Origin of the sequence: Klebsiella michiganensis, assembly GCA_000963575.1 — a bacterium.
Classification (GTDB): domain Bacteria; phylum Pseudomonadota; class Gammaproteobacteria; order Enterobacterales; family Enterobacteriaceae; genus Cedecea; species Cedecea michiganensis_A.
The window spans coordinates 1,709,897-1,729,583 of record CP011077.1; the positions used below are offsets into that span (position 1 = coordinate 1,709,897).

At 55.1% G+C, this 19,687-nt stretch carries 19 protein-coding genes; 16 read left to right on the forward strand and 3 right to left on the reverse strand.

The features are described 5' to 3' along the window. Positions 1-20 precede the first annotated feature (20 nt). The gene (rne, locus tag VW41_08090; GenBank protein ID AJZ88991.1) at positions 21-3,245 is read right to left on the reverse strand and encodes a ribonuclease E; all 3,225 of its coding nucleotides are present in this window, start codon (positions 3,243-3,245) and stop codon (positions 21-23) included. A gap of 569 nt (positions 3,246-3,814) precedes the next feature. Here rne and VW41_08095 point away from each other — a divergent pair. Both VW41_08095 and VW41_08100 read left to right on the forward strand, forming a co-directional pair. Next, on the forward strand, positions 3,815-4,768 hold the full coding sequence (locus VW41_08095; protein AJZ88992.1) for a 23S rRNA pseudouridylate synthase: 954 nt from the start codon (positions 3,815-3,817) through the stop codon (positions 4,766-4,768). Between the two features lie 140 nt (positions 4,769-4,908). Beyond that, a complete protein-coding gene (locus VW41_08100) occupies positions 4,909-6,960 on the forward strand; it encodes a membrane protein (protein AJZ88993.1) in 2,052 nt (683 codons plus the stop codon). 46 nt (positions 6,961-7,006) lie between these two features. Here the strand turns inward: VW41_08100 and VW41_08105 are convergent, their stop codons facing one another. Further along, the gene (locus tag VW41_08105; protein ID AJZ88994.1) at positions 7,007-7,723 is read right to left on the reverse strand and encodes a diacylglyceryl transferase; all 717 of its coding nucleotides are present in this window, start codon (positions 7,721-7,723) and stop codon (positions 7,007-7,009) included. Positions 7,724-7,795: 72 nt separating this feature from the next. Here VW41_08105 and VW41_08110 point away from each other — a divergent pair, with 72 nt between their 5' ends. Genes VW41_08110 through VW41_08130 form a run of 5 tightly spaced genes read left to right on the forward strand, consistent with a single transcriptional unit; the run spans position 7,796 to position 11,812 of the window. Beyond that, positions 7,796-8,887 (forward strand): ABC transporter substrate-binding protein, encoded by a 1,092-nt coding sequence (locus VW41_08110; protein ID AJZ88995.1) that lies wholly within the window; start codon positions 7,796-7,798, stop codon positions 8,885-8,887. A 6-nt stretch (positions 8,888-8,893) separates the two neighbouring features. Then, positions 8,894-9,925 carry an ABC transporter permease gene (locus tag VW41_08115; GenBank protein AJZ88996.1) on the forward strand — a complete coding sequence of 344 codons (1,032 nt, stop codon included), beginning with the start codon at positions 8,894-8,896 and terminating at the stop codon, positions 9,923-9,925. Further along, on the forward strand, positions 9,925-10,665 hold the full coding sequence (locus VW41_08120) for an ABC transporter (protein AJZ88997.1): 741 nt from the start codon (positions 9,925-9,927) through the stop codon (positions 10,663-10,665). The genes VW41_08115 and VW41_08120 overlap by 1 nt, the downstream gene beginning before the upstream one ends. A 20-nt stretch (positions 10,666-10,685) precedes the next feature. Then, positions 10,686-11,042, forward strand: coding sequence for a cupin (locus VW41_08125; protein AJZ88998.1), 357 nt, complete (start codon positions 10,686-10,688; stop codon positions 11,040-11,042). Continuing rightward, complete coding sequence (locus VW41_08130; GenBank protein ID AJZ88999.1) at positions 11,039-11,812, forward strand: hypothetical protein; 774 nt, start codon at positions 11,039-11,041, stop codon at positions 11,810-11,812. The genes VW41_08125 and VW41_08130 overlap by 4 nt, the downstream gene beginning before the upstream one ends. A gap of 18 nt (positions 11,813-11,830) precedes the next feature. On the opposite strand, the gene VW41_08135 is transcribed toward VW41_08130, so the two are convergent. Further along, entirely contained in the window at positions 11,831-12,415 is a 585-nt protein-coding gene (locus VW41_08135; protein AJZ89000.1) for a septum formation inhibitor Maf, read from the reverse strand. A 232-nt stretch (positions 12,416-12,647) separates the two neighbouring features. On the opposite strand from VW41_08135, the gene VW41_08140 reads away from it, so the two are divergent. From VW41_08140 to VW41_08180, 9 genes are all read left to right on the forward strand, one after another. Then, positions 12,648-13,169: a hypothetical protein gene (locus tag VW41_08140; protein ID AJZ89001.1), complete on the forward strand. Its 522-nt coding sequence runs from the start codon at positions 12,648-12,650 to the stop codon at positions 13,167-13,169. A gap of 16 nt (positions 13,170-13,185) precedes the next feature. Beyond that, a complete protein-coding gene (rpmF, locus tag VW41_08145) occupies positions 13,186-13,356 on the forward strand; it encodes a 50S ribosomal protein L32 (GenBank protein ID AJZ89002.1) in 171 nt (56 codons plus the stop codon). Between the two features lie 42 nt (positions 13,357-13,398). Then, on the forward strand, positions 13,399-14,403 hold the full coding sequence (locus tag VW41_08150; GenBank protein ID AJZ89003.1) for a phosphate acyltransferase: 1,005 nt from the start codon (positions 13,399-13,401) through the stop codon (positions 14,401-14,403). 6 nt (positions 14,404-14,409) lie between these two features. Further along, positions 14,410-15,363 carry a 3-oxoacyl-ACP synthase gene (locus VW41_08155; GenBank protein ID AJZ89004.1) on the forward strand — a complete coding sequence of 318 codons (954 nt, stop codon included), beginning with the start codon at positions 14,410-14,412 and terminating at the stop codon, positions 15,361-15,363. A gap of 17 nt (positions 15,364-15,380) precedes the next feature. After that, a complete protein-coding gene (locus VW41_08160) occupies positions 15,381-16,310 on the forward strand; it encodes a malonyl CoA-ACP transacylase (GenBank protein AJZ89005.1) in 930 nt (309 codons plus the stop codon). A gap of 13 nt (positions 16,311-16,323) precedes the next feature. Continuing rightward, entirely contained in the window at positions 16,324-17,058 is a 735-nt protein-coding gene (gene fabG, locus VW41_08165; GenBank protein ID AJZ89006.1) for a 3-ketoacyl-ACP reductase, read from the forward strand. Between the two features lie 154 nt (positions 17,059-17,212). Next, positions 17,213-17,449 carry an acyl carrier protein gene (locus VW41_08170; protein AJZ89007.1) on the forward strand — a complete coding sequence of 79 codons (237 nt, stop codon included), beginning with the start codon at positions 17,213-17,215 and terminating at the stop codon, positions 17,447-17,449. A gap of 121 nt (positions 17,450-17,570) precedes the next feature. After that, positions 17,571-18,776, forward strand: a complete 1,206-nt coding sequence (locus VW41_08175; protein ID AJZ89008.1) for a 3-oxoacyl-ACP synthase — start codon at positions 17,571-17,573, stop codon at positions 18,774-18,776. A 109-nt stretch (positions 18,777-18,885) separates the two neighbouring features. Further along, on the forward strand, positions 18,886-19,686 hold the full coding sequence (locus tag VW41_08180) for a 4-amino-4-deoxychorismate lyase (protein AJZ89009.1): 801 nt from the start codon (positions 18,886-18,888) through the stop codon (positions 19,684-19,686). Position 19,687 lies beyond the last annotated feature (1 nt).

A 19,687-nucleotide genomic window follows, 5' to 3' on the forward strand; every position in this document is an offset into this window, starting at 1 on the left:
TTTTTACTTAGCGCAGGAGATTATTCAGCGCTTTGTGGGCGAGTGGCTGGCGCCGTTGCCTGATGGCTGGCGCTGTGGCCGCCGGCAGAGCCTTTCCCGCTGAAGGTAAAGTCCGGGCGAACCCAGTCGCTGTGACGCGGCGCTTCAGGCGTGTATTCCGGAGCCGGAGCACGGGTCATTGGCGCTGTGGCGTGCTTAGCGACAGCCGAAGATTCAGTGTTAACTTCTTGCGTCGCTGGCGCGGCTACTACAGGCGCCGCTTCCACAACAGGTTTCACCTCTTCAACCACCGCGACCGGGACTTCTTCGACCGCCGGGGCTTCTACCGCTACCGGGGCCGGCTCGCTGGTTTCTGCTGCCGGCTGAACAGTTTCTTCCTGTGCAGGAGTAATGTGTTCCACGGTCTCTGCGGCAGGCGCTTCATCTACTGCAGCAACAGGCTGCGGCTGTTCTGCCTCCGGTGCTGCAATAACTTCTGGCAGGGTTGTTTCCACCACAGCAGGTTCAATAACGGTTTCCACCGCTTTCACCGGCTCGATAGCCTGAACATCTTCCTCAGGGGCAACGGCTTCTACTGCTGCAGCCTCAGCCACGTTGACGTGCTGGACCTCTTCGTGAGCCTGGAATGCCTCTTCCTGGGCAAGCTGATCGTGTGGACGAGCAACAGGGTAGGTGATGAACACTTTCCCTGACGCCAGCTCTGGAGAAGCGCATGCTGCTGCCAGTGGCATCGGAGATACCGCCGGGTAGCGCTCGTCACGATAGCGACGACGGCGCTGGCCGCTTACGCGCAGGTGGCGAGGAGAGCGACGTGAGCGACGAGGCATACCGGCAGTTTCACGGTTTTCGCCGTTTTCATCCTGTTGCTCTGCATTTCCCGGGGCTTCTACAACCGCAGGAAGCGCAACTGGTGCCTGCTCGGTAACTGCCTGCGCAACCTGAGTCTCTTCCACTGCAGAAGATGCATCCGCAGACTCAATACGTACTTTCTGGCTTAGCTGACGCGGCTTACGGCGCTGCATAACCTGCGTGCGTTCTTCCTGCTCGGCATCTTGCTCAACAACATTGTCCTGCTGCAGCGCTTTGACTTCCTGCTGTGCCTGACGTTTTTCGTCAGAACGACGACGGTTGCGCTCACGGCGTGGCTGCTGTTCGTCACGGGATTTCTGCTGCTTATCCGCGTCGTCTACGGCATTAACGTTCTGGCGAGCTTCGCGGACTTCCGCATTCTGCTGCTGCCCGTTACGACGATTGCGACGGTTTTCGTCACGACCTTCACGCGGCTCGCGAGCTTCGCGGCCTTCATTGTTGCGGTCATCGCGGTTATTACGGTTTTCACGGTTATCGCGATTATTGCGGTCACCGCGGTCGTTACGCTCGCCACGATCGCGGCGGTTGTTCTGACGACGGTTATTACGGCGATCCTGGCGCTGGGTATCAGAGCCCGCGGCTTTCTCTTCCTTCACTTCTTTTACTTCTGCGGCAGCGCTATCGCCGGCGAAGAGTTTTTTCAGTGCAGAGAAGAAGCGGCTAACCAGACCGGGTTGTTCAGCGGCATCTGCTTTTGGCTGAGCGGCAGGCTTCACCGCTGCAGCGGCAGGTTTTTCCGCCGCGGTTTCCTGCGGTGCCGGCGGTACTTCTGGCATCACGAAGGTAGCCAGAGCAGGTTGCTCAGGACGCTTACGTTCGGTGTACTCTTCATCCGATGGCATCGCCATCTCTTCTTCATGCAGCTTAGGCAGCATGTAGCTCAGAGTCTGGGTTTCTTCGCCTTTACGCACGCGCAGTACGGAATAGTGCGGGGTTTCCATCTGATCGTTTGGCACGATAATCGCACGCACGCCGCCCTGACGTTTTTCAATCGCGCTTACCGCATCACGTTTTTCGTTCAGCAGGTAAGAGGCAATCGGCACAGGTACGATGGCGTGAACTTCTTTGGTGTTCTCTTTCAGCGCTTCTTCTTCAATCAGACGCAGAATGGAGAGTGACAGAGATTCGTTATCGCGAATGGTGCCGGTACCGCTACAGCGTGGGCACACATGGTGGCTGGACTCGCCGAGAGACGGGCTCAGACGCTGACGTGACATTTCCAGCAGGCCGAAGCGTGAAATGTGGCTGATCTGAATACGCGCTCTGTCCTGACGAACGGCTTCACGCAGGCGGTTTTCAACCGCGCGCTGGTGGCGAACCGGTGTCATGTCGATGAAGTCGATAACGATCAGGCCGCCAAGGTCGCGCAGACGCAGCTGACGGGCAATTTCATCGGCCGCTTCAAGGTTGGTGTTGAAGGCGGTTTCTTCGATATCGCCGCCGCGGGTTGCTCGCGCGGAGTTGATGTCGATGGCGGTCAGGGCTTCGGTAGTATCGATGACGATAGAACCGCCGGACGGCAGACGGACTTCGCGCTGGAAGGCGGACTCAATCTGCGACTCAATTTGGTAGTGGCTGAACAGCGGGATTTCACCGGTGTAGAGCTTAATTTTGCTGCTGAAATCCGGGCGACCCAGGGCGGCGATATGCTGGCGAGCCAGCTCAAGCACTTTCGGGTTGTCGATCAGGATTTCGCCGATGTCCTGGCGCAGGTAGTCGCGGAAGGCGCGAACGATAACGTTGCTCTCCTGGTGAATCAGGAAAGGAGCAGGGCGGTTCTCAGCGGCTTTCTGAATGGCTTCCCAGTGCTTCAGGCGGAAGCTCAAATCCCACTGCAGCGCTTCGGCAGACTTGCCCACGCCTGCGGTACGTACGATAAGACCCATACCGTCCGGCAGTTCAAGGGAAGAAAGCGCTTCTTTTAATTCGGTGCGGTCATCACCTTCGATACGGCGAGAGATACCGCCGGCGCGAGGGTTGTTTGGCATCAGAACCAGATAGCTGCCCGCGAGGCTGATAAAGGTGGTTAACGCCGCGCCTTTGTTGCCGCGTTCTTCTTTATCAATCTGGACGATCACTTCCTGGCCTTCGCGCAGAACGTCTTTAATGTTCGGGCGACCGTGGGAAGAGTAGTTCGAAGGGAAGTATTCGCGAGCGATTTCTTTCAGAGGAAGAAAACCGTGTCTTTCTGCGCCATAATCAACAAACGCCGCTTCCAGACTTGGTTCAATACGGGTGATTTTGCCTTTATAGATGTTTGCTTTTTTCTGTTCGTGTCCCGGGCTTTCAATGTCCAGATCGTACAGACGTTGCCCATCTACAAGGGCGACACGCAACTCTTCTTGCTGAGTTGCGTTAATTAACATTCTTTTCATCGTAACTTACTCATTATTCTTACATTGGCGACAGAGCTGCGGGCATGGTGACGCTAACCGGGAGTGAACCGATGGCCTCGTGACTAAACGCGTGTCGCCAACCTCACGGTTGTCGTTTGCTGAGAGGCGCAAAGTGTCGGTTGCCTGTATTTCATACGGAAATACAGCGCAATTATCGTGGGAATAACCTTAGAATATTTCTTAAGAGTTGATTCCATATTACCGGTCAGGCTGCAACCCGCAGCCCGCTAACTGCCTGAAAGTACAATACGTCTTACGCCATTGCTGCGTGGATGGACGTTCAGGCAAAATGGGTATTCCGCAAACTTTCTTGCTCTAACAAGATTCAACACGGAAAACCGCAACATTATTCCACTGCTAACCTTGTTATAGCAAGATGACTTTTGCTATTAGCGTCCTGTTTCTTACAGTTTTTTAACCGCAATTTTTACCTCGCCACTAAGGGGATGAAAAAAGGCGGTCTGGACGGTTTAAAACAGAACAGATTGTCAGTTAAGCACATAAAAATGAGTGGCGCTATGCGCGTGGGCTAATTAGAATCGCCGACCATGAAAACAGAGACTCCTTCAGTAAAAATCGTTGCAATTTCGGCCGATGAGGCCGGGCAGCGTATCGACAACTTTTTGCTCGCCCGTCTGAAAGGCGTGCCAAAAAGCATGATTTATCGCATCGTCCGTAAGGGCGAGGTGCGGGTGAATAAAAAACGCATCAAGCCTGAATACAAACTGGAAGCCGGGGACGAAGTACGTATCCCGCCGGTGCGTGTTGCCGAGCGTGAGGAAGAGACCGTTTCTCCGCATTTGCAAAAAGTCGCCGCGCTGAGCGACGTCATCCTTTATGAAGATGACCATATTCTTGTGCTAAACAAGCCTTCCGGTACTGCGGTACACGGCGGCAGCGGGCTGAGCTTCGGGGTAATTGAAGGGCTGCGAGCCCTGCGCCCGGAGGCCCGTTTCCTTGAGCTTGTGCACCGCCTTGACCGCGATACGTCCGGCGTTTTGCTGGTCGCTAAAAAACGCTCTGCGCTGCGCGCGCTTCATGAGCAACTGCGTGAGAAAGGTATGCAGAAGGATTACCTTGCGCTGGTGCGCGGGCAATGGCAGTCGCACGTAAAAGTGGTGCAGGCGCCTCTGCTGAAGAATATTCTGCAAAGCGGAGAGCGTATCGTCAGGGTGAATAGCGAAGGTAAGCCTTCTGAGACGCGCTTTAAGGTGGAAGAGCGCTACGAGTTCGCGACGCTGGTTCGCTGCAGTCCTGTGACCGGGCGCACGCACCAGATTCGTGTGCATACCCTCCACGCCGGGCATCCAATTGCCTTTGACGATCGCTACGGCGACCGCGAGTTTGACAAGCAGCTTGCAGGGACCGGACTGAACCGTCTGTTCCTGCATGCCGCAGCGCTGAAGTTTACCCACCCGAACACCGGGGAGGTGATCCGCATTGAAGCGCCTATGGACGATCAGCTTAAGCGCTGCCTGAAAGCTTTACGCCGCGTTTCCTGAATGCCCTAAAGTCCCGGCTTCGGCCGGGTACGCCCGCCTGTTTCCCCCTCATTTTCGTTGTGACAAATGTCATAGGTTCCGCGCAGCTTTGTTTGAATAATAACCGGGAATGATTCTCATTATTATACAGGGAAGGATGCATGGAAAACTACGCTACCGGGCAGGTGCTGCCCTACAGATTACTTTGTCTGACGCTGTGCCTGGCCTGCGGGGGGGAGGCCAGGGCCGCCGAGGAGACGATTGTTGTCAGGGCTGAAGACGGGCGAGAAAAGTTTCGACGGCTCGCCCCGGACTATTCGCAAGAAAAGCGAAAGCTGGAGCGGATTGCCGGAGGCAGCAATCTTGTGGCTATCGACGAAGAGAACCGGCTGGCAACGTTGCAGGACGCGCTGGATTATCAGCCCGGGGTGTTAATCCAAAACTTCTTTGGTGGGCTGGATCAGCCGCGGTTGAATATTCGGGGCTCCGGTGTTCAAAGTGCACCGCTTTCAAACGGCGTGCTGCTGCTACAGGATGGCCTGCCGGCAACGGACGCTGACGGAAGTTTCCATATCAGCACGCTGGATATGCGTGAGGCGCGCCTTGTCAGCGTGCGCCGCGGCGCCAACAGCATCAATCCTCAAAGTAACAGTCTCGGCGGCGAGCTGGATCTTATCTCCTACACCGGGCGCGATGAGACCGGACGAGTTCGCTATGAATATGGGTCGTTCGGGCGGGAAGGTTTTCAGGGGGCGCTGGGCGGTCTAAATGAACAGTACGGCGTTGACGGCCGGTTGGCCGTTACCATGGACCGCTTTGCAGGTTACCGTAACCATTCTGCCTCCCAGCGGAAAACCGTCAGGAGTAACCTGGGTTACCGGGTAGACAATTTTGAAAACAGAACCTGGTTTGGCTGGACCGATCTGCGCTTTGACGTTGCTGGCCCCGTTTCACCGGCGGTGTTGAAAAAGGATCCTAAAGATGTTTATCCGATGGTTAACCTGCGCGATCCGCACCGCAACGTGCAGCAGGCCAGGGTGGCAAACCGGTCAAGCTGGCAGGGCGATAACCAATGGCTGGACATCGGCCTGTGGTACATAAAGACCCACGATAACTTTGTTACCCCGGCGAATTACCGCCTTAGCAACAGTAACTCGGAGGGCGTACAGATTAGCTACGCTCTGGAAACAGGGCCGGTAACCTGGCAGGCCTCGACATCATGGGATCATATGAATCTGGACCGCACGCTGCTCCAGAACCGTCGGGGTACGGCCGCGGATAAAAAAAGCATCGGGAATTATAAAGGCCGGGCCGAAAATGTTTACGGGACGCTGGGTGCTGGCTGGAAAATGAGCCACAGGTTATTGCTTAATCTCGATCTAAAAGGCACCCATGCACGCCGTGATGTTACCGCCAAAAAGACCGGAGACTCACGGGATCAGGCCTGGACATTCTGGACGCCCAAAGCTGGGTTGATCTGGCAGGCTGCCGACAATCAGCGATTGTTTGCCAACGTCAGTTCCAGCTATGAGCCAGCGACGTTTAATCAGATAATCAGTCCAGGCAAGGGTGAGCTGGTACCTCTTGCTCCCCAGCGAGGCCTGACCTGGGAGATTGGGGGCGAAGGGCAGCTCTTTACCGGCATGAACTGGCAGCTGACGCTTTATCGCAGCATGATAAAAGATGAATACATCACCACCTACGACCCGCAGGGCAATGCGGTGGGGGTATTCAATTATGCGGCGAAAACGCGACATCAAGGGCTGGAGGCAGGGCTGACCGGACTTGTGCCTGCCGGGCCGGGGGATATAGAGTACCGTTTATCATGGACATGGAGTGATTTCCGCTTTATGGGCGGCGAATATAACCGCAAATATATTGCCGGTATTCCCCGTAATATGGTGGCCGGTGAAGTACTGTATAAATGGGGCGGCTGGTCTTTGGGGCCCAATCTCCATTGGTCGCCGACCGATGCGGCCGTCGACCATGGTAACCATCTCAACATTCAGCGGCGCGAACGTTATGCGGTGCTGGGGTTGAAAGCCAGCTATAAAGACAGCAGAGGCTGGTCAACTTATCTTGCTCTGGATAACCTGACCAATAAGCGCTACGCCACAACATCCGTCGCCAACCGCAGCGTTTCGAAAAATGACAGCACCCTCTTCCCCGGGATGGGATTCAGCGTGAATGGGGGGATAACCTACAGTTTCTGATCCTCTCTTACAGCAGGGGGCTATTCGCCCCTGTTTCAAGAAATACTCAAAACATCCGCCTCGCCGAGGCGCTAATATCAAGCAAATAATCCCCGTTTCTGATGATAACGAACCCCGGCTGGATCTCAATGACGCCCTTGCGCCGCCAGCCCGAGAAAAGGCGGCTCAGCGTCTCGTAGCGGATCCCAAGCCTTGCCGCCAGCTGAGCCCGGGACAGAGGCAGGTGAAGCTGCTGGCTATCCTGCTGGCACTGGAGTTCGATAAGCCACGCGGCCAGCCGCTGCTCCGCCGAGCTGGAGGTCAGCCAGTCAATATGATTGATATTCTCGTAGAGCTTGCTGCTGAAATGGACTAACAGGCGCTGCATGAGTTGGGGATTTCCCAGACAGACCCCGAGTATTTCATTTCTGCCCAGCAGCAACACTTCCACCGGGCCTCTGGCTCGTAAATTCATTGGGTAGCGGTTATGCGGCATAAAGATGGCCGCAATGGCAACCACATCATATCTGCGGAAGATGCCGAATATCTTTTCTTCACCGAACCAGGTATGCCGGAAAACCTCAATTTGCCCTGACAGGATACACGGACAGTGGCAGAACCGCTCGCCTTCACGCCTGATTATCTCTCCGGCCTGATAATGCAGATGCTCGCAGTTGGCGGCCAGGCGCATGATTTCTTCATCAGATAAATCGCCGAAAAGCTCGGTTGCGCGTAGCGCCGCGTAGGCTTTTTTTTCCAGCAGCGCGGTTTTGACAATTGTCATAGGCGTCCTCCATTTGCCGGGCATAGAATGCTCAATCATAAATGATAACTATTCTCATCTCAACGAGGGTGCATGATCAATCCCGTCAAAACCGCTTTTCAAACACCATTTGGCGCGGCCGCACTACTGGCGGCGGCGACGGTCTGTCACGCGGAGACCGCCACAAACTTCACTGATATGTCGCAGCGCGAAGTGGCGCTGGAAAAACCTGCCGAGCGTATTGTCGTGATCCCTATCCCCGCAGCGTCAATGCTGGTCGGTATGGATGGCGGGACGCAAAAGCTGGTGGGCATGCATCCGTTTGCCGGTGTCGCCGCCAGGGAAGGCATGCTGAACCAAATGTTTCCTGACGTACTGAACGTTCGTCGCGACACGGTAGGCAACAACTTTGTACCGAATATAGAGACTTTACTGAACGTTAAGCCCGATTTGGTCTGGCAGTGGGGGCACCGCGGGGAGGATATCATTGCGCCTTTAACCAACGCCGGGCTAACTGTCGCCACGCTGAATTATGGCAAGGAGGTCTGGACGCAGCGCTGGATACAGCTGATGGGGGTGACGCTTAAGCAGGAGCAGAGGGCGGCAGAAATGATTGCCTGGCGCGAAAAAACGATCGCCGACATTCAGGCGGTGACCGGGATGATTGCAGTCCCCCAGCGCCCGCGGGTCCTCTATCTGTCCCGCTTTAATGACGGGATCCAGACCTTTGGCTCCACCTCGCACAATAATTTTGATATCGACTTAGCCGGGGGAATCAGCCTCAACAAAGAGGTGACCGGCGCCCGAACGCTAAATATTGAGCAGGTACTGCTTTGGGATCCCGATGTGATTTTGTTGGGCAATTTTGAAGCGGGCCTGGTGCCGGAGGATGTCTATCGCCATCCGCTGTTAAGCAGCGTGCGGGCGGTTAAGCAGCTGCGGGTCTACAAGCTCCCGATCGGCGGGTTCATTTGGGATGCCCCGAATCAGGAAACCCCGCTCTACTGGCAGTGGCTGACGATGATTCTGCATCCGCAAAAGTTCAGCCTGCCGCTGCGCGAGGAGATCCGACAGCGTTACCGGCAGCTTTACCGCTACGCCGTCAGCGATGAACAACTCGACGCCATTTTGCAAATGCCCGTCAACCGGGCTTCGCAGGGGTATTTTGAGCTGATGGGAAGGTAGTCCTGTATGAGAGTTCCGATGTTAAAAAATGGCGGTATTTGGGGGCTGGGGCTGCTCTTGCTGCTGGCCGCGTTGATAGGCGGACTGAGCATTGGCCGCTATCCGGTTGCGTTGAGCCACGTCTGGCAAATTCTGCTGGATGCGGTTTTCATCGGGGACAATTCCGACCCCGACTGGAGTCCGACCGACGGTAAGGTCGTGCTGTACGTGCGTATGCCGAGAGTGTTGATTGCCGCGCTGGTTGGCGCAGGGCTTGCGGTAAGCGGGGCCGCGCTGCAAGGGATCTTTAAAAACCCGCTGGTAGGCCCTCAGATTCTGGGCGTTTCCTCCGGTGCTGCCTTTGGCGGTGTACTGGCGATTTTCTTTTTCTCATCGATGATCCTGACCGTCAGCCTGGCTTTTCTGGGCGGCGTTGCGGCAATTTTCCTGGTCTTTGTGCTCGGGTTTCGACGCGGAGGCGAGAGCCTGCTGATGCTGATCCTGGCAGGAGTGGTGATTAACGCCTTTTTTGCCGCCCTGATCTCATTGATGACCTATTTTGCCGATCCTAATAATACCCTGCAGGCCATCGTTTTTTGGCTGATGGGCAGCTTCGCGTCGGCCACGTATGACAAATTATGGCTGGTCCTGCCGGTAATTACGCTCTGTAGCCTGCTCATTTTTATGCTGCGCTTTCGCATCAACGTGCTGTCGTTGGGGGAGGGGGACGCCCGGGCTCTGGGCATGCCGGTCAGCATGACGCGCTGGACGGTGCTGCTGTGCGTCACCCTGATGACCAGCGCAACGGTGGCTATTTCCGGCACCATCGGCTGGGTTGGGTTGATTATTCCCCATATGGCGCGCTTTATCGTCGGGCACGATCATCGTCGGCTTATCCCGGCCTCGGCCTTGCTCGGAGCCTCTTATATGGTGGCCGTAGATACCCTGGCGCGTAGCGTGACCAGCGCGGAGATCCCTCTGGGCGTCATTACGGCGCTGATCGGCGCGCCCATTTTTGCCGCGCTACTCCGGAGCGTAAATAAACGGAGAAACGCGTGATGATTAACGTGAAAAATTTGTCGTTCGCTCTCGGGCCACGGCCGCTGTTTGATTCCCTCAGCTTCAGCATTCCTGAAGGCCAGGTTTGCGCAGTTCTGGGCGCAAATGGCCGGGGTAAAACAACGCTGCTGCGACTGATTCTTGGGCTGGATGCCTGTCGACAGGGCGAGATTGAACTCGCCGCAGACGCTGCTTTTGTGCCGCAGCTAGCGGAAAGTCCGTTCAGCTATGACGTGGCGACAATGGTCAGCATGGGGCGCGTTCGCCGCCTGCCGTGGTACGCGGTGCCGGGAAAGAAAGACCGAGAAATCGTTGCTGAGTGCCTTGCCTGGCTGGGGCTGAGCGCGCTGGCGGAACAACCCTTTGATCGTCTGAGCGGCGGGGAAAAGCAAAGGGTGATGATTGCCCGTGCCCTGGCCTGCGAACCGCGCATTCTGCTCCTTGATGAGCCGACTTCGGCGCTGGATCTGCATAACCAGGACAATGTGCTTAGCGTGTTGAAAACGCTAGCCGCAGAACGCGGTATGACGATTTTATTCACCAGCCACTCCCCGCAGCATGCGCTCCACGTCGCTGATTACGCGCTGATGCTCTGGCCCGGCAGCGGTGCCGAGTTTGGCCCGGTGCAGCAGGCCATCACGGAAGAGCGGCTGCAGCGCCTGTATCAGATCCCCATTGCGTTAACCGATGTGGTTCGTGAGGCGCGCGCCGTTCGCGGCGTAGTCCCTCTGTTTCGTTAAATAAGAATGGAGAATGTTATATGCAAAAGAACGGCATTGGCGCCTGCGAGGCGCTTCAGCTTTCAGGGCTAATCACCTTAACGGAGCAGGGGATTGCCAGCCGGGTGTTGGCAAAAAACGCCAGCGGAAACCTGACGTTGTTTGCTTTCGATCGGGGACAAACGATTTCAGAGCATCGGGTCCCTTTTGAGGCCGTCGTTATTGTCATTGAGGGGCAGGTGGTGCTGACCATCGAGGGCACGGCGGTCAGCGTTGGGGCAGGCGATATCCTTAGAATGCCTTCGGGTGCCCCTCACTCGCTGGAAGCAATCGAGTCTTCGAAAATGCTGCTGGTGATGCTCAAAAATGTCCCAATGGTGCAAGAGGCTGCGGTATGACCCCCTCCAGTAACGGCGGCCATGAGGCTGGGCATAAATTTCTTGCCAGGCTGGGTAAAACGCGCCTGCGTCCGGGAGGGAAAAAAGCCACGGAATGGCTGCTGGCTTCGTCGGCGCTGGGGCCGAGTAAAAAAGTGCTGGAAGTGGCCTGTAATATGGGGACCACGTCGGTGGGCATTGCTGAACGCTTTGGCTGCCACGTTATCGGTATCGATATGGACAGTGCTGCCCTGCAAAAGGCGCAGCAGACGATAGACGCCCGAGGGGTGTCGAGTCTCGTAACAGTGCTGTTAGCCGATGCCTCAAAGCTCCCTTTTGAGGATGAAGCGTTTGACGTGGTGATTAACGAGGCGATGCTGACGATGTACGCCGACAAGGCGAAACGGCGTCTTCTGGATGAATATTTACGGGTACTGAAGCCCGGCGGATTGCTGCTGACTCACGATATTATGCTGCAGGATCCCTCAGGGGCTGAAGAGGTGGTTGCCCGGATGCGCAAGGCGATCAACGTTAACGCCCAGCCGCTGGGTCTGCAGCAGTGGCTGGGGCTGTTTGAGGAAGCCGGATTTCGCGACATTCAATATAATAGCGGCGGGATGACGCTGCTATCACCGCGAGGATTAATTTATGACGAAGGCCTCCCGGGCGCGCTTCGCATTGTGCGAAATGCGCTGAAAAGGGAGAACCGCAAGCAGTTCCTGCGGATGTTTAAAACCTTCCGCAGCAACAGCGATCGGCTCAGGTATATCGCTGTACGTGCGGTCAAGTAAGCCTCTGCCCGCCCGCTGCTAAAGAAGCAGCGGGTTGCACCCTTCATGGCGCAGCATTTCGCACAGGCTGATGAGCGGCAGCCCAACCAGAGTATTAGGATCTTTTCCTTCCAGGCGCTCAAACAGCGTAATGCCCAACCCCTCGCTTTTAAAACTTCCGGCACAGCTAAGCGGCTGTTCCTTCTGCACATAGCGCCGAATCTCTTCCTCGGTTAAATGGCGGAAATGAACGTCAAAGGGCTCACACAGCGTTTGTAGCTGGCCGTTGGCGGAATTATACAGCGCCATCCCGGTATAAAAGGTCACAATGGTGCCCCGGGCCAGCAATAATTGCTGGACGGCATTCTCTTCGGTGTGCGGTTTTCCCGCTATCTGGTTATTCAATACGCAAACCTGATCGGACCCGATAATGAGATGATCGGGAAAACATTCTTTTAATGCCTGCGCTTTGGCCTGAGCGAGGCGGGTCACTAAATGCCGGGCATCTTCTCCGGGGAGTGGCGTCTCATCGACATCTGGAGCTGCGGTGATAAAAGGCATGCCGAGTTTTTCAAGCAGGCTACGGCGGAACGGAGAAGTGGAAGCCAGTACAATCGGTTTCATATTTTTTTCATTAAAGATAGCGAATTGGATGAAGGCATTTTAAACTGTGCCACCGCAATGTGTGCGAATATACCCGTCATATTTTAAGCCGCAGAGATGTTACCTGCGCTCAGTTACCTGGGCCGGGCGTCTGTCTGCAACTTAAACTATTTAGGGTAGAAATGGCAAAAGGCGCTGTTTCCAGGCCTTTTTCTTTGACTCTATGACGTTACAAAGTTAATATGCGCGCCCTATGCAAAAGGTAAAATTACCCCTGACTCTTGATCCGGTTCGTACGGCTCAAAAACGCCTTGATTACGAAGGAGTGTATGCTTCCGATCAGGTTGAGCGTATCGCCGAGTCTGTAGTCAGTGTGGATACTGATGTAGAATGCTCCATGAGATTCGCTATCGATAACCAGCGCCTCGCGGTCTTGACCGGTGATGCAAAGGTCACGGTAACGCTCGAATGCCAGCGTTGCGGGAAACCGTTTGAACATCATGTTCACACAACGTATTGTTTCAGTCCGGTCCGCTCTGACGAACAGGCTGAAGCACTCCCGGAAGCGTATGAACCGATTGAGGTTAACGAATTCGGTGAAATCGATCTGCGGGCGCTGGTGGAAGATGAAGTTATCCTCTCCCTGCCTGTAGTTCCGGTGCATGATTCTGAACACTGTGAAGTGTCCGAGGCGGACATGGTCTTTGGCGAACTGCCTCCAGAGGCGGAAAAACCAAACCCATTTGCCGTATTAGCCAGTTTAAAGCGTAAGTAATTGAGGAGTAAGGTCCATGGCCGTACAACAGAATAAACCAACCCGTTCCAAACGTGGCATGCGTCGTTCCCATGACGCGCTGACCACCACCACCCTGTCCGTGGACAAAGTTTCTGGCGAAACTCATCTGCGTCACCACATCACTGCCGACGGTTTCTACCGCGGCCGCAAGGTTATCGCTAAGTAATCTGGCGCAACCTTGACACGTCTAACCCTAGCGTTAGATGCCATGGGTGGGGACTTCGGTCCTTCCGTGACAGTGCCTGCAGCTTTGCAGGCACTGGACTCTAACTCTTCGCTTAATCTTCTTTTAGTCGGCAATCCCGACGCAATCACGCCATTACTTGCCAAAGCTGATTTCGAGCAACGCTCGCGTCTGCAGATTATCCCTGCGGAATCGGTTATTGCCAGTGATGCCAGACCTTCTCAGGCGATCCGTGCCAGTCGGGGATCGTCAATGCGCGTTGCGCTGGAGCTGGTAAAAGAAGGGCGGGCAGAAGCTTGTGTCAGTGCCGGTAATACCGGCGCGCTGATGGGGCTTGCGAAATTACTGCTTAAGCCGATAGACGGTATTGAGCGCCCTGCGCTGATGACGGTATTACCCCATCAGCAAAAAGGCAAAACGGTGGTGCTGGATCTCGGCGCCAACGTTGACTGCGACAGCACGATGCTGGTGCAGTTTGCCATTATGGGTTCCGTGATGGCAGAAGAGGTGCTGGGGATTTCCCGCCCGCGCGTTGCGCTGCTGAATATCGGCGAAGAAGAGACCAAGGGGCTGGACAGTATCAGGGATGCCTCTGCATTATTAAAAACAATGCCTTCAATGAACTATATTGGATACCTTGAGGCCAACGAATTGCTCACCGGCAAGACGGACGTTTTAGTCTGTGATGGTTTTGTCGGCAACGTCACACTCAAGACGATGGAAGGTGTTGTCAGAATGTTCCTTTCACTGCTCAAATCGCAGGGGGAAGGAAAAAAAAGGTCGTGGTGGCTGATTATATTGAAGAAGTGGCTACAAAAGCGCCTGACAAGGCGATTCAGTCACCTCAACCCCGACCAGTATAATGGCGCCTGTCTGTTAGGATTGCGCGGCACGGTGATTAAGAGCCACGGTGCGGCCAATCAGCGAGCGTTTGCTGTCGCGATTGAACAGGCAGTGCAGGCGGTGCGGCGGCAAGTTCCCACCAGAATTGCTGCCCGCCTGGAATCTGTATTACCCAAGAGTGACTGAGCGTAAATGCATACGAAGATTATTGGTACCGGCAGCTTCCTGCCTGAACAAGTGCGTACTAACGCTGACCTGGAAAAAATGGTTGATACGTCTGACGAGTGGATTGTCACCCGCACAGGTATCCGTGAGCGCCGTATTGCTGGCCCGAATGAAACGGTTTCAACCATGGGTTACGAAGCTGCGCTCCGTGCACTGGACATGGCCGGCATTGATAAAAATGACATCGGCCTGATTGTTGTGGCGACAACATCTGCCACGCATGCTTTTCCAAGCGCGGCTTGCCAAATCCAGGCCATGCTGGGGATTAAAGGCTGCCCGGCATTTGATGTGGCGGCGGCATGTGCAGGTTTTACCTATGCGTTAAGCATTGCCGATCAGTACGTGAAATCTGGCGCGGTGAAAAATGCGTTGGTTATCGGGGCTGATGTGCTGGCACGTACCTGCGATCCTGAAGATCGCAGCACCATTATTATTTTTGGCGACGGCGCGGGCGCCGTTGTGCTCGGGGCGTCTGAAGAGCCAGGTATCATTTCTACCCATCTGCACGCAGACGGTAGCTATGGCGATCTGCTGACGCTGCCTAACATCGATCGCGTGAATCCTGAAAATTCAGTTCACCTGACGATGGCCGGGAACGAAGTATTTAAAGTTGCGGTGACCGAGCTGGCTCATATCGTTGACGAAACCCTGGCCGCGAACAATCTCGATCGCACCGCGCTTGACTGGCTGGTGCCGCATCAGGCTAACCTCCGCATCATCAGCGCGACCGCGAAGAAGCTTGGTATGCCGATGGATAATGTCGTCGTGACCCTGGATCGTCATGGCAACACCTCTGCTGCCTCCGTCCCGGCTGCACTGGATGAAGCAGTACGCGATGGCCGTATCAAACGCGGTCAGCTGGTCCTGCTGGAAGCGTTCGGTGGTGGCTTTACCTGGGGCTCTGCACTGGTTCGTTTTTGATTAAAGGAATTTTCGACATGACGCAATTTGCTATGGTGTTTCCGGGACAGGGTTCCCAGTCCGTTGGCATGCTGGCCGATCTCGCGGCAAGCTATCCGGTGATTGAAGCCACGTTCCGCGAAGCTTCTGACGCGCTGGGCTATGACCTGTGGGCACTGACCCAGCAGGGGCCGGCTGAAGAGCTGAATAAAACCTGGCAGACTCAGCCTGCGCTGCTGACGGCTTCTGTCGCCTTGTGGCGCGTTTGGCAGCAGCAGGGCGGCAAAGCACCTGCACTGCTGGCAGGGCACAGCCTGGGAGAATATTCCGCGCTGGTTTGCGCCGGCGTGATTGATTTCGCCGATGCTGTTCGCCTGGTTGAACTGCGCGGCAAGCTGATGCAGGATGCTGTTCCGGAAGGGACTGGCGCGATGTCCGCCATTATCGGGCTTGACGATGTCGCCATTGCAAAAGCCTGTGAAGAATCCGCCCAGGGGCAAGTTGTCTCTCCGGTGAACTTTAACTCTCCGGGCCAGGTCGTGATTGCCGGTAACAAAGAAGCCGTTGAGCGTGCGGGGGCTGCCTGTAAAGCCGCCGGTGCAAAACGTGCATTGCCGCTGCCGGTTAGCGTACCATCCCACTGCGCACTAATGAAACCTGCAGCTGATAAGCTGGCTGCGGCGCTGGAAAACATCACTTTTAATGCACCGACTATTCCGGTCGTTAACAACGTTGATGTGAAATGTGAAACCGCGCCGGAAGCCATCCGTAGCGCGCTGGTACGCCAGCTCTACAGCCCGGTCCAGTGGACTAAATCTGTAGAATTTATGGCGGCGCAGGGCGTTTCCCAACTGCTGGAAGTTGGCCCAGGTAAAGTACTGACCGGGCTGACCAAACGTATTGTTGACACCATGACGGCAACGGCCATTAATGAGCCAGCAACGCTGTCAGCGGCGCTTGAACAATAAAACGAGGAAAACCATGAGTTTTGAAGGAAAAATTGCGCTGGTTACCGGCGCTAGCCGTGGTATCGGCCGCGCCATCGCCGAGACCTTAGTGGCTCGCGGTGCAAAAGTTATCGGGACTGCGACCAGCGAAAGCGGTGCGCAGGCCATCAGCGATTATCTGGGCGAAAACGGCAAAGGCTTCATGCTGAACGTGACCGACCCGGCTTCCATTGAAGCCGTGCTGGACAGTATCCGCAAAGAGTTTGGCGAAGTGGACATTCTGGTGAACAATGCCGGTATCACTCGCGATAATTTGCTGATGCGCATGAAAGATGACGAGTGGAACGATATTGTCGAAACCAACCTGTCATCTGTTTTCCGTCTGTCAAAAGCGGTAATGCGAGCTATGATGAAAAAGCGTCATGGGCGTATTATCACTATCGGTTCTGTGGTTGGTACCATGGGAAATGCTGGTCAGGCTAACTACGCTGCGGCGAAGGCTGGTTTGATTGGCTTCAGTAAATCGCTGGCGCGCGAAGTCGCGTCTCGCGGTATTACTGTGAACGTTGTTGCTCCGGGCTTTATTGAAACGGACATGACGCGTGCGCTCTCTGATGAACAGCGTGCGGGTATTCTGGCGCAGGTTCCTGCGGGTCGCTTAGGCGACGCAAATGAAATCGCCAGTGCAGTAGCATTTTTAGCCTCTGACGAAGCTGGGTACATCTCTGGTGAGACCCTGCACGTCAACGGCGGAATGTACATGGTTTAATCACGGTGAAAAATATTTGCGTTATTTGGGCGAATGCCCGCAAAATAGCGTAAAATCGTGGTTTGACCAGCCGGGATTTGGTTGCATCTTTTTCAACATTTTATACACTACGAAAACCATCGCGAAAGCGAGTTTTGATAGGAAATTTAAGAGTATGAGCACTATCGAAGAACGCGTTAAGAAAATCATTGGCGAACAACTGGGCGTTAAGCAAGAAGAAGTAGTGAACACCGCTTCCTTCGTTGAGGACCTCGGCGCTGATTCTCTTGACACCGTTGAGCTGGTAATGGCTCTGGAAGAAGAGTTTGATACTGAGATTCCGGACGAAGAAGCTGAGAAAATCACCACCGTTCAGGCTGCCATTGATTACATCAACGGCCACCAGGCGTAAGTGAACATCTCCAGGCGGTCATTCGACCGCCTGAGTTTTATCTGAATTGTCCCACTAGTATTTTTTCCCTCCCTGGAGGACAAACGTGTCTAAGCGTCGTGTAGTTGTGACCGGACTGGGCATGTTGTCTCCTGTCGGCAATACCGTAGAGTCTACCTGGAAAGCTCTCCTTGCCGGTCAGAGTGGCATCAGCCTGATCGACCATTTCGATACTAGCGCCTATGCAACGAAATTTGCTGGCTTAGTAAAGGATTTTAACTGTGAAGACATCATCTCGCGCAAAGATCAGCGCAAGATGGATGAATTCATTCAATATGGAATTGTTGCTGGCATTCAGGCCATGCAGGATTCTGGCCTCGAAGTAACGGAAGAAAATGCGACCCGCATCGGCGCTGCAATTGGCTCTGGTATCGGTGGCCTGACGCTTATTGAAGAGAACCACTCTTCCTTAGTTAACGGTGGCCCTCGTAAGATCAGCCCGTTCTTTGTGCCTTCAACCATCGTCAACATGGTGGCAGGTCACCTGACCATTATGCTGGGTCTGCGTGGTCCGAGCATTTCCATTGCCACGGCTTGTACCTCTGGCGTACACAATATCGGCCATGCGGCACGTATTATTGCGTATGGCGATGCAGACGCAATGCTGGCAGGTGGTGCAGAAAAAGCCAGTAGCCCGCTGGGCGTAGGTGGCTTTGGCGCGGCGCGCGCACTGTCTACCCGTAACGACAATCCGCAAGCGGCAAGCCGCCCGTGGGATAAAGATCGTGACGGCTTCGTGCTGGGCGACGGCGCTGGTGTTATCGTGCTGGAAGAGTACGAGCACGCGAAAAAACGCGGCGCGAAAATTTATGCAGAAGTTGTTGGTTTTGGTATGAGCAGCGATGCCTACCACATGACTTCTCCGCCAGAAACCGGTGCAGGTGCTGCGCTGGCGATGGAAAACGCACTGCGCGATGCAGGGATCTCCGCGGGGCAGGTTGGCTACGTCAACGCCCACGGCACCTCTACACCAGCAGGCGATAAAGCTGAAACGCAGGCAGTTAAGTCTATCTTTGGTGCCGATGCAAGCCGTGTCATGGTGAGCTCAACCAAATCGATGACTGGCCACCTGTTAGGTGCGGCGGGTGCGGTAGAGTCTATCTACTCCATCCTTGCGCTGCGCGATCAGGCTGTACCGCCAACCATCAACCTCGATAACCCGGATGTTGGCTGCGATCTGGACTTTGTGCCACATGAGGCACGTCAGGTGAGCGGTCTGGAGTACACCCTGTGTAACTCCTTCGGTTTCGGTGGTACCAACGGTTCGTTGATCTTCAAGAAGATCTAATCGTTTCATAAAGGGCCCGCTTGCGGGCCCTTTTGCTGTTCAGAATTCCCCTCTTGTCGGCCGCAAATCCCTCTGGCAACCTTATGTTTCCGTATCCTGAGGAATCCCTATGTATCTTATTAATGGTCAGTGGCAGGAAACGCTGCCGGCGAACGACCGGGCGATTCAGTTTGGCGACGGCTGCTTTACTACCGCCCGCGTTGTGGATGGCTCGGTGCGCTTTCACGCCGATCATCTTCGCCGGCTGCAGCAAGCTTGCGAAGCGCTGATGATAGGGCCGGTTGACTGGGCCAGGCTCAACGGTGAGATGAATACGCTGGCGGCCTCTGAAACGAGGGCCGTACTTAAGGTGATTATTTCTCGCGGGGCGGGAGGGCGCGGCTACAGCGCTTCAAACTGCACGCAGCCCACGCGAATGCTTTCTCTTTCGCCTTACCCTGCCTTTTATCCCGCCTGGCGCGAGCAGGGGATTACGCTGACGCTGAGTCCTGTGAGAATAGGGATTAATCCTTCTCTGGCGGGCCTCAAGCATCTTAACCGGCTTGAACAGGTTCTTATTCGAACGCATCTTGAACAGACGGCCGCTCAGGAGGCGCTGGTTCTTGACAGTCAGGGGAGCCTGGTGGAATGCTGTGCGGCTAATTTATTCTGGCGCAAAGGCGACGACGTTTATACGCCGCGAATTAACGGGGCGGGTGTGAATGGCACTATGCGTCAGCGTATTATTGCGTGCCTGAACGATTCCCCCTGGCGGGTACATGAAGTGAGTGAAGGCCCGCAAGCGCTGGCCGATGCGGATGAAGCCATCATTTGCAACGCACTGATGCCGGTTGTACCGGTGAACCAGGCCCAGGACTGGCACTACACATCGCGTGAACTTTACTGTTTTTTAGCCCCACTTTGTGAGTAAC

Excerpts from the sequence above, each read along its gene's own strand:
- rne (AJZ88991.1), bottom strand. The coding sequence starts at position 3,245 with ATGAAAAGAATGTTAATTAACGCAACTCAGCAAGAAGAGTTGCGTGTC.
- VW41_08095 (AJZ88992.1), top strand. The coding sequence starts at position 3,815 with ATGAAAACAGAGACTCCTTCAGTAAAAATCGTTGCAATTTCGGCCGAT.
- VW41_08100 (AJZ88993.1), top strand. The coding sequence starts at position 4,909 with ATGGAAAACTACGCTACCGGGCAGGTGCTGCCCTACAGATTACTTTGT.
- VW41_08105 (AJZ88994.1), bottom strand. The coding sequence starts at position 7,723 with ATGACAATTGTCAAAACCGCGCTGCTGGAAAAAAAAGCCTACGCGGCG.
- VW41_08110 (AJZ88995.1), top strand. The coding sequence starts at position 7,796 with ATGATCAATCCCGTCAAAACCGCTTTTCAAACACCATTTGGCGCGGCC.
- VW41_08115 (AJZ88996.1), top strand. The coding sequence starts at position 8,894 with ATGAGAGTTCCGATGTTAAAAAATGGCGGTATTTGGGGGCTGGGGCTG.
- VW41_08120 (AJZ88997.1), top strand. The coding sequence starts at position 9,925 with ATGATTAACGTGAAAAATTTGTCGTTCGCTCTCGGGCCACGGCCGCTG.
- VW41_08125 (AJZ88998.1), top strand. The coding sequence starts at position 10,686 with ATGCAAAAGAACGGCATTGGCGCCTGCGAGGCGCTTCAGCTTTCAGGG.
- VW41_08130 (AJZ88999.1), top strand. The coding sequence starts at position 11,039 with ATGACCCCCTCCAGTAACGGCGGCCATGAGGCTGGGCATAAATTTCTT.
- VW41_08135 (AJZ89000.1), bottom strand. The coding sequence starts at position 12,415 with ATGAAACCGATTGTACTGGCTTCCACTTCTCCGTTCCGCCGTAGCCTG.
- VW41_08140 (AJZ89001.1), top strand. The coding sequence starts at position 12,648 with ATGCAAAAGGTAAAATTACCCCTGACTCTTGATCCGGTTCGTACGGCT.
- rpmF (AJZ89002.1), top strand. The coding sequence starts at position 13,186 with ATGGCCGTACAACAGAATAAACCAACCCGTTCCAAACGTGGCATGCGT.
- VW41_08150 (AJZ89003.1), top strand. The coding sequence starts at position 13,399 with ATGGGTGGGGACTTCGGTCCTTCCGTGACAGTGCCTGCAGCTTTGCAG.
- VW41_08155 (AJZ89004.1), top strand. The coding sequence starts at position 14,410 with ATGCATACGAAGATTATTGGTACCGGCAGCTTCCTGCCTGAACAAGTG.
- VW41_08160 (AJZ89005.1), top strand. The coding sequence starts at position 15,381 with ATGACGCAATTTGCTATGGTGTTTCCGGGACAGGGTTCCCAGTCCGTT.
- fabG (AJZ89006.1), top strand. The coding sequence starts at position 16,324 with ATGAGTTTTGAAGGAAAAATTGCGCTGGTTACCGGCGCTAGCCGTGGT.
- VW41_08170 (AJZ89007.1), top strand. The coding sequence starts at position 17,213 with ATGAGCACTATCGAAGAACGCGTTAAGAAAATCATTGGCGAACAACTG.
- VW41_08175 (AJZ89008.1), top strand. The coding sequence starts at position 17,571 with ATGTTGTCTCCTGTCGGCAATACCGTAGAGTCTACCTGGAAAGCTCTC.
- VW41_08180 (AJZ89009.1), top strand. The coding sequence starts at position 18,886 with ATGTATCTTATTAATGGTCAGTGGCAGGAAACGCTGCCGGCGAACGAC.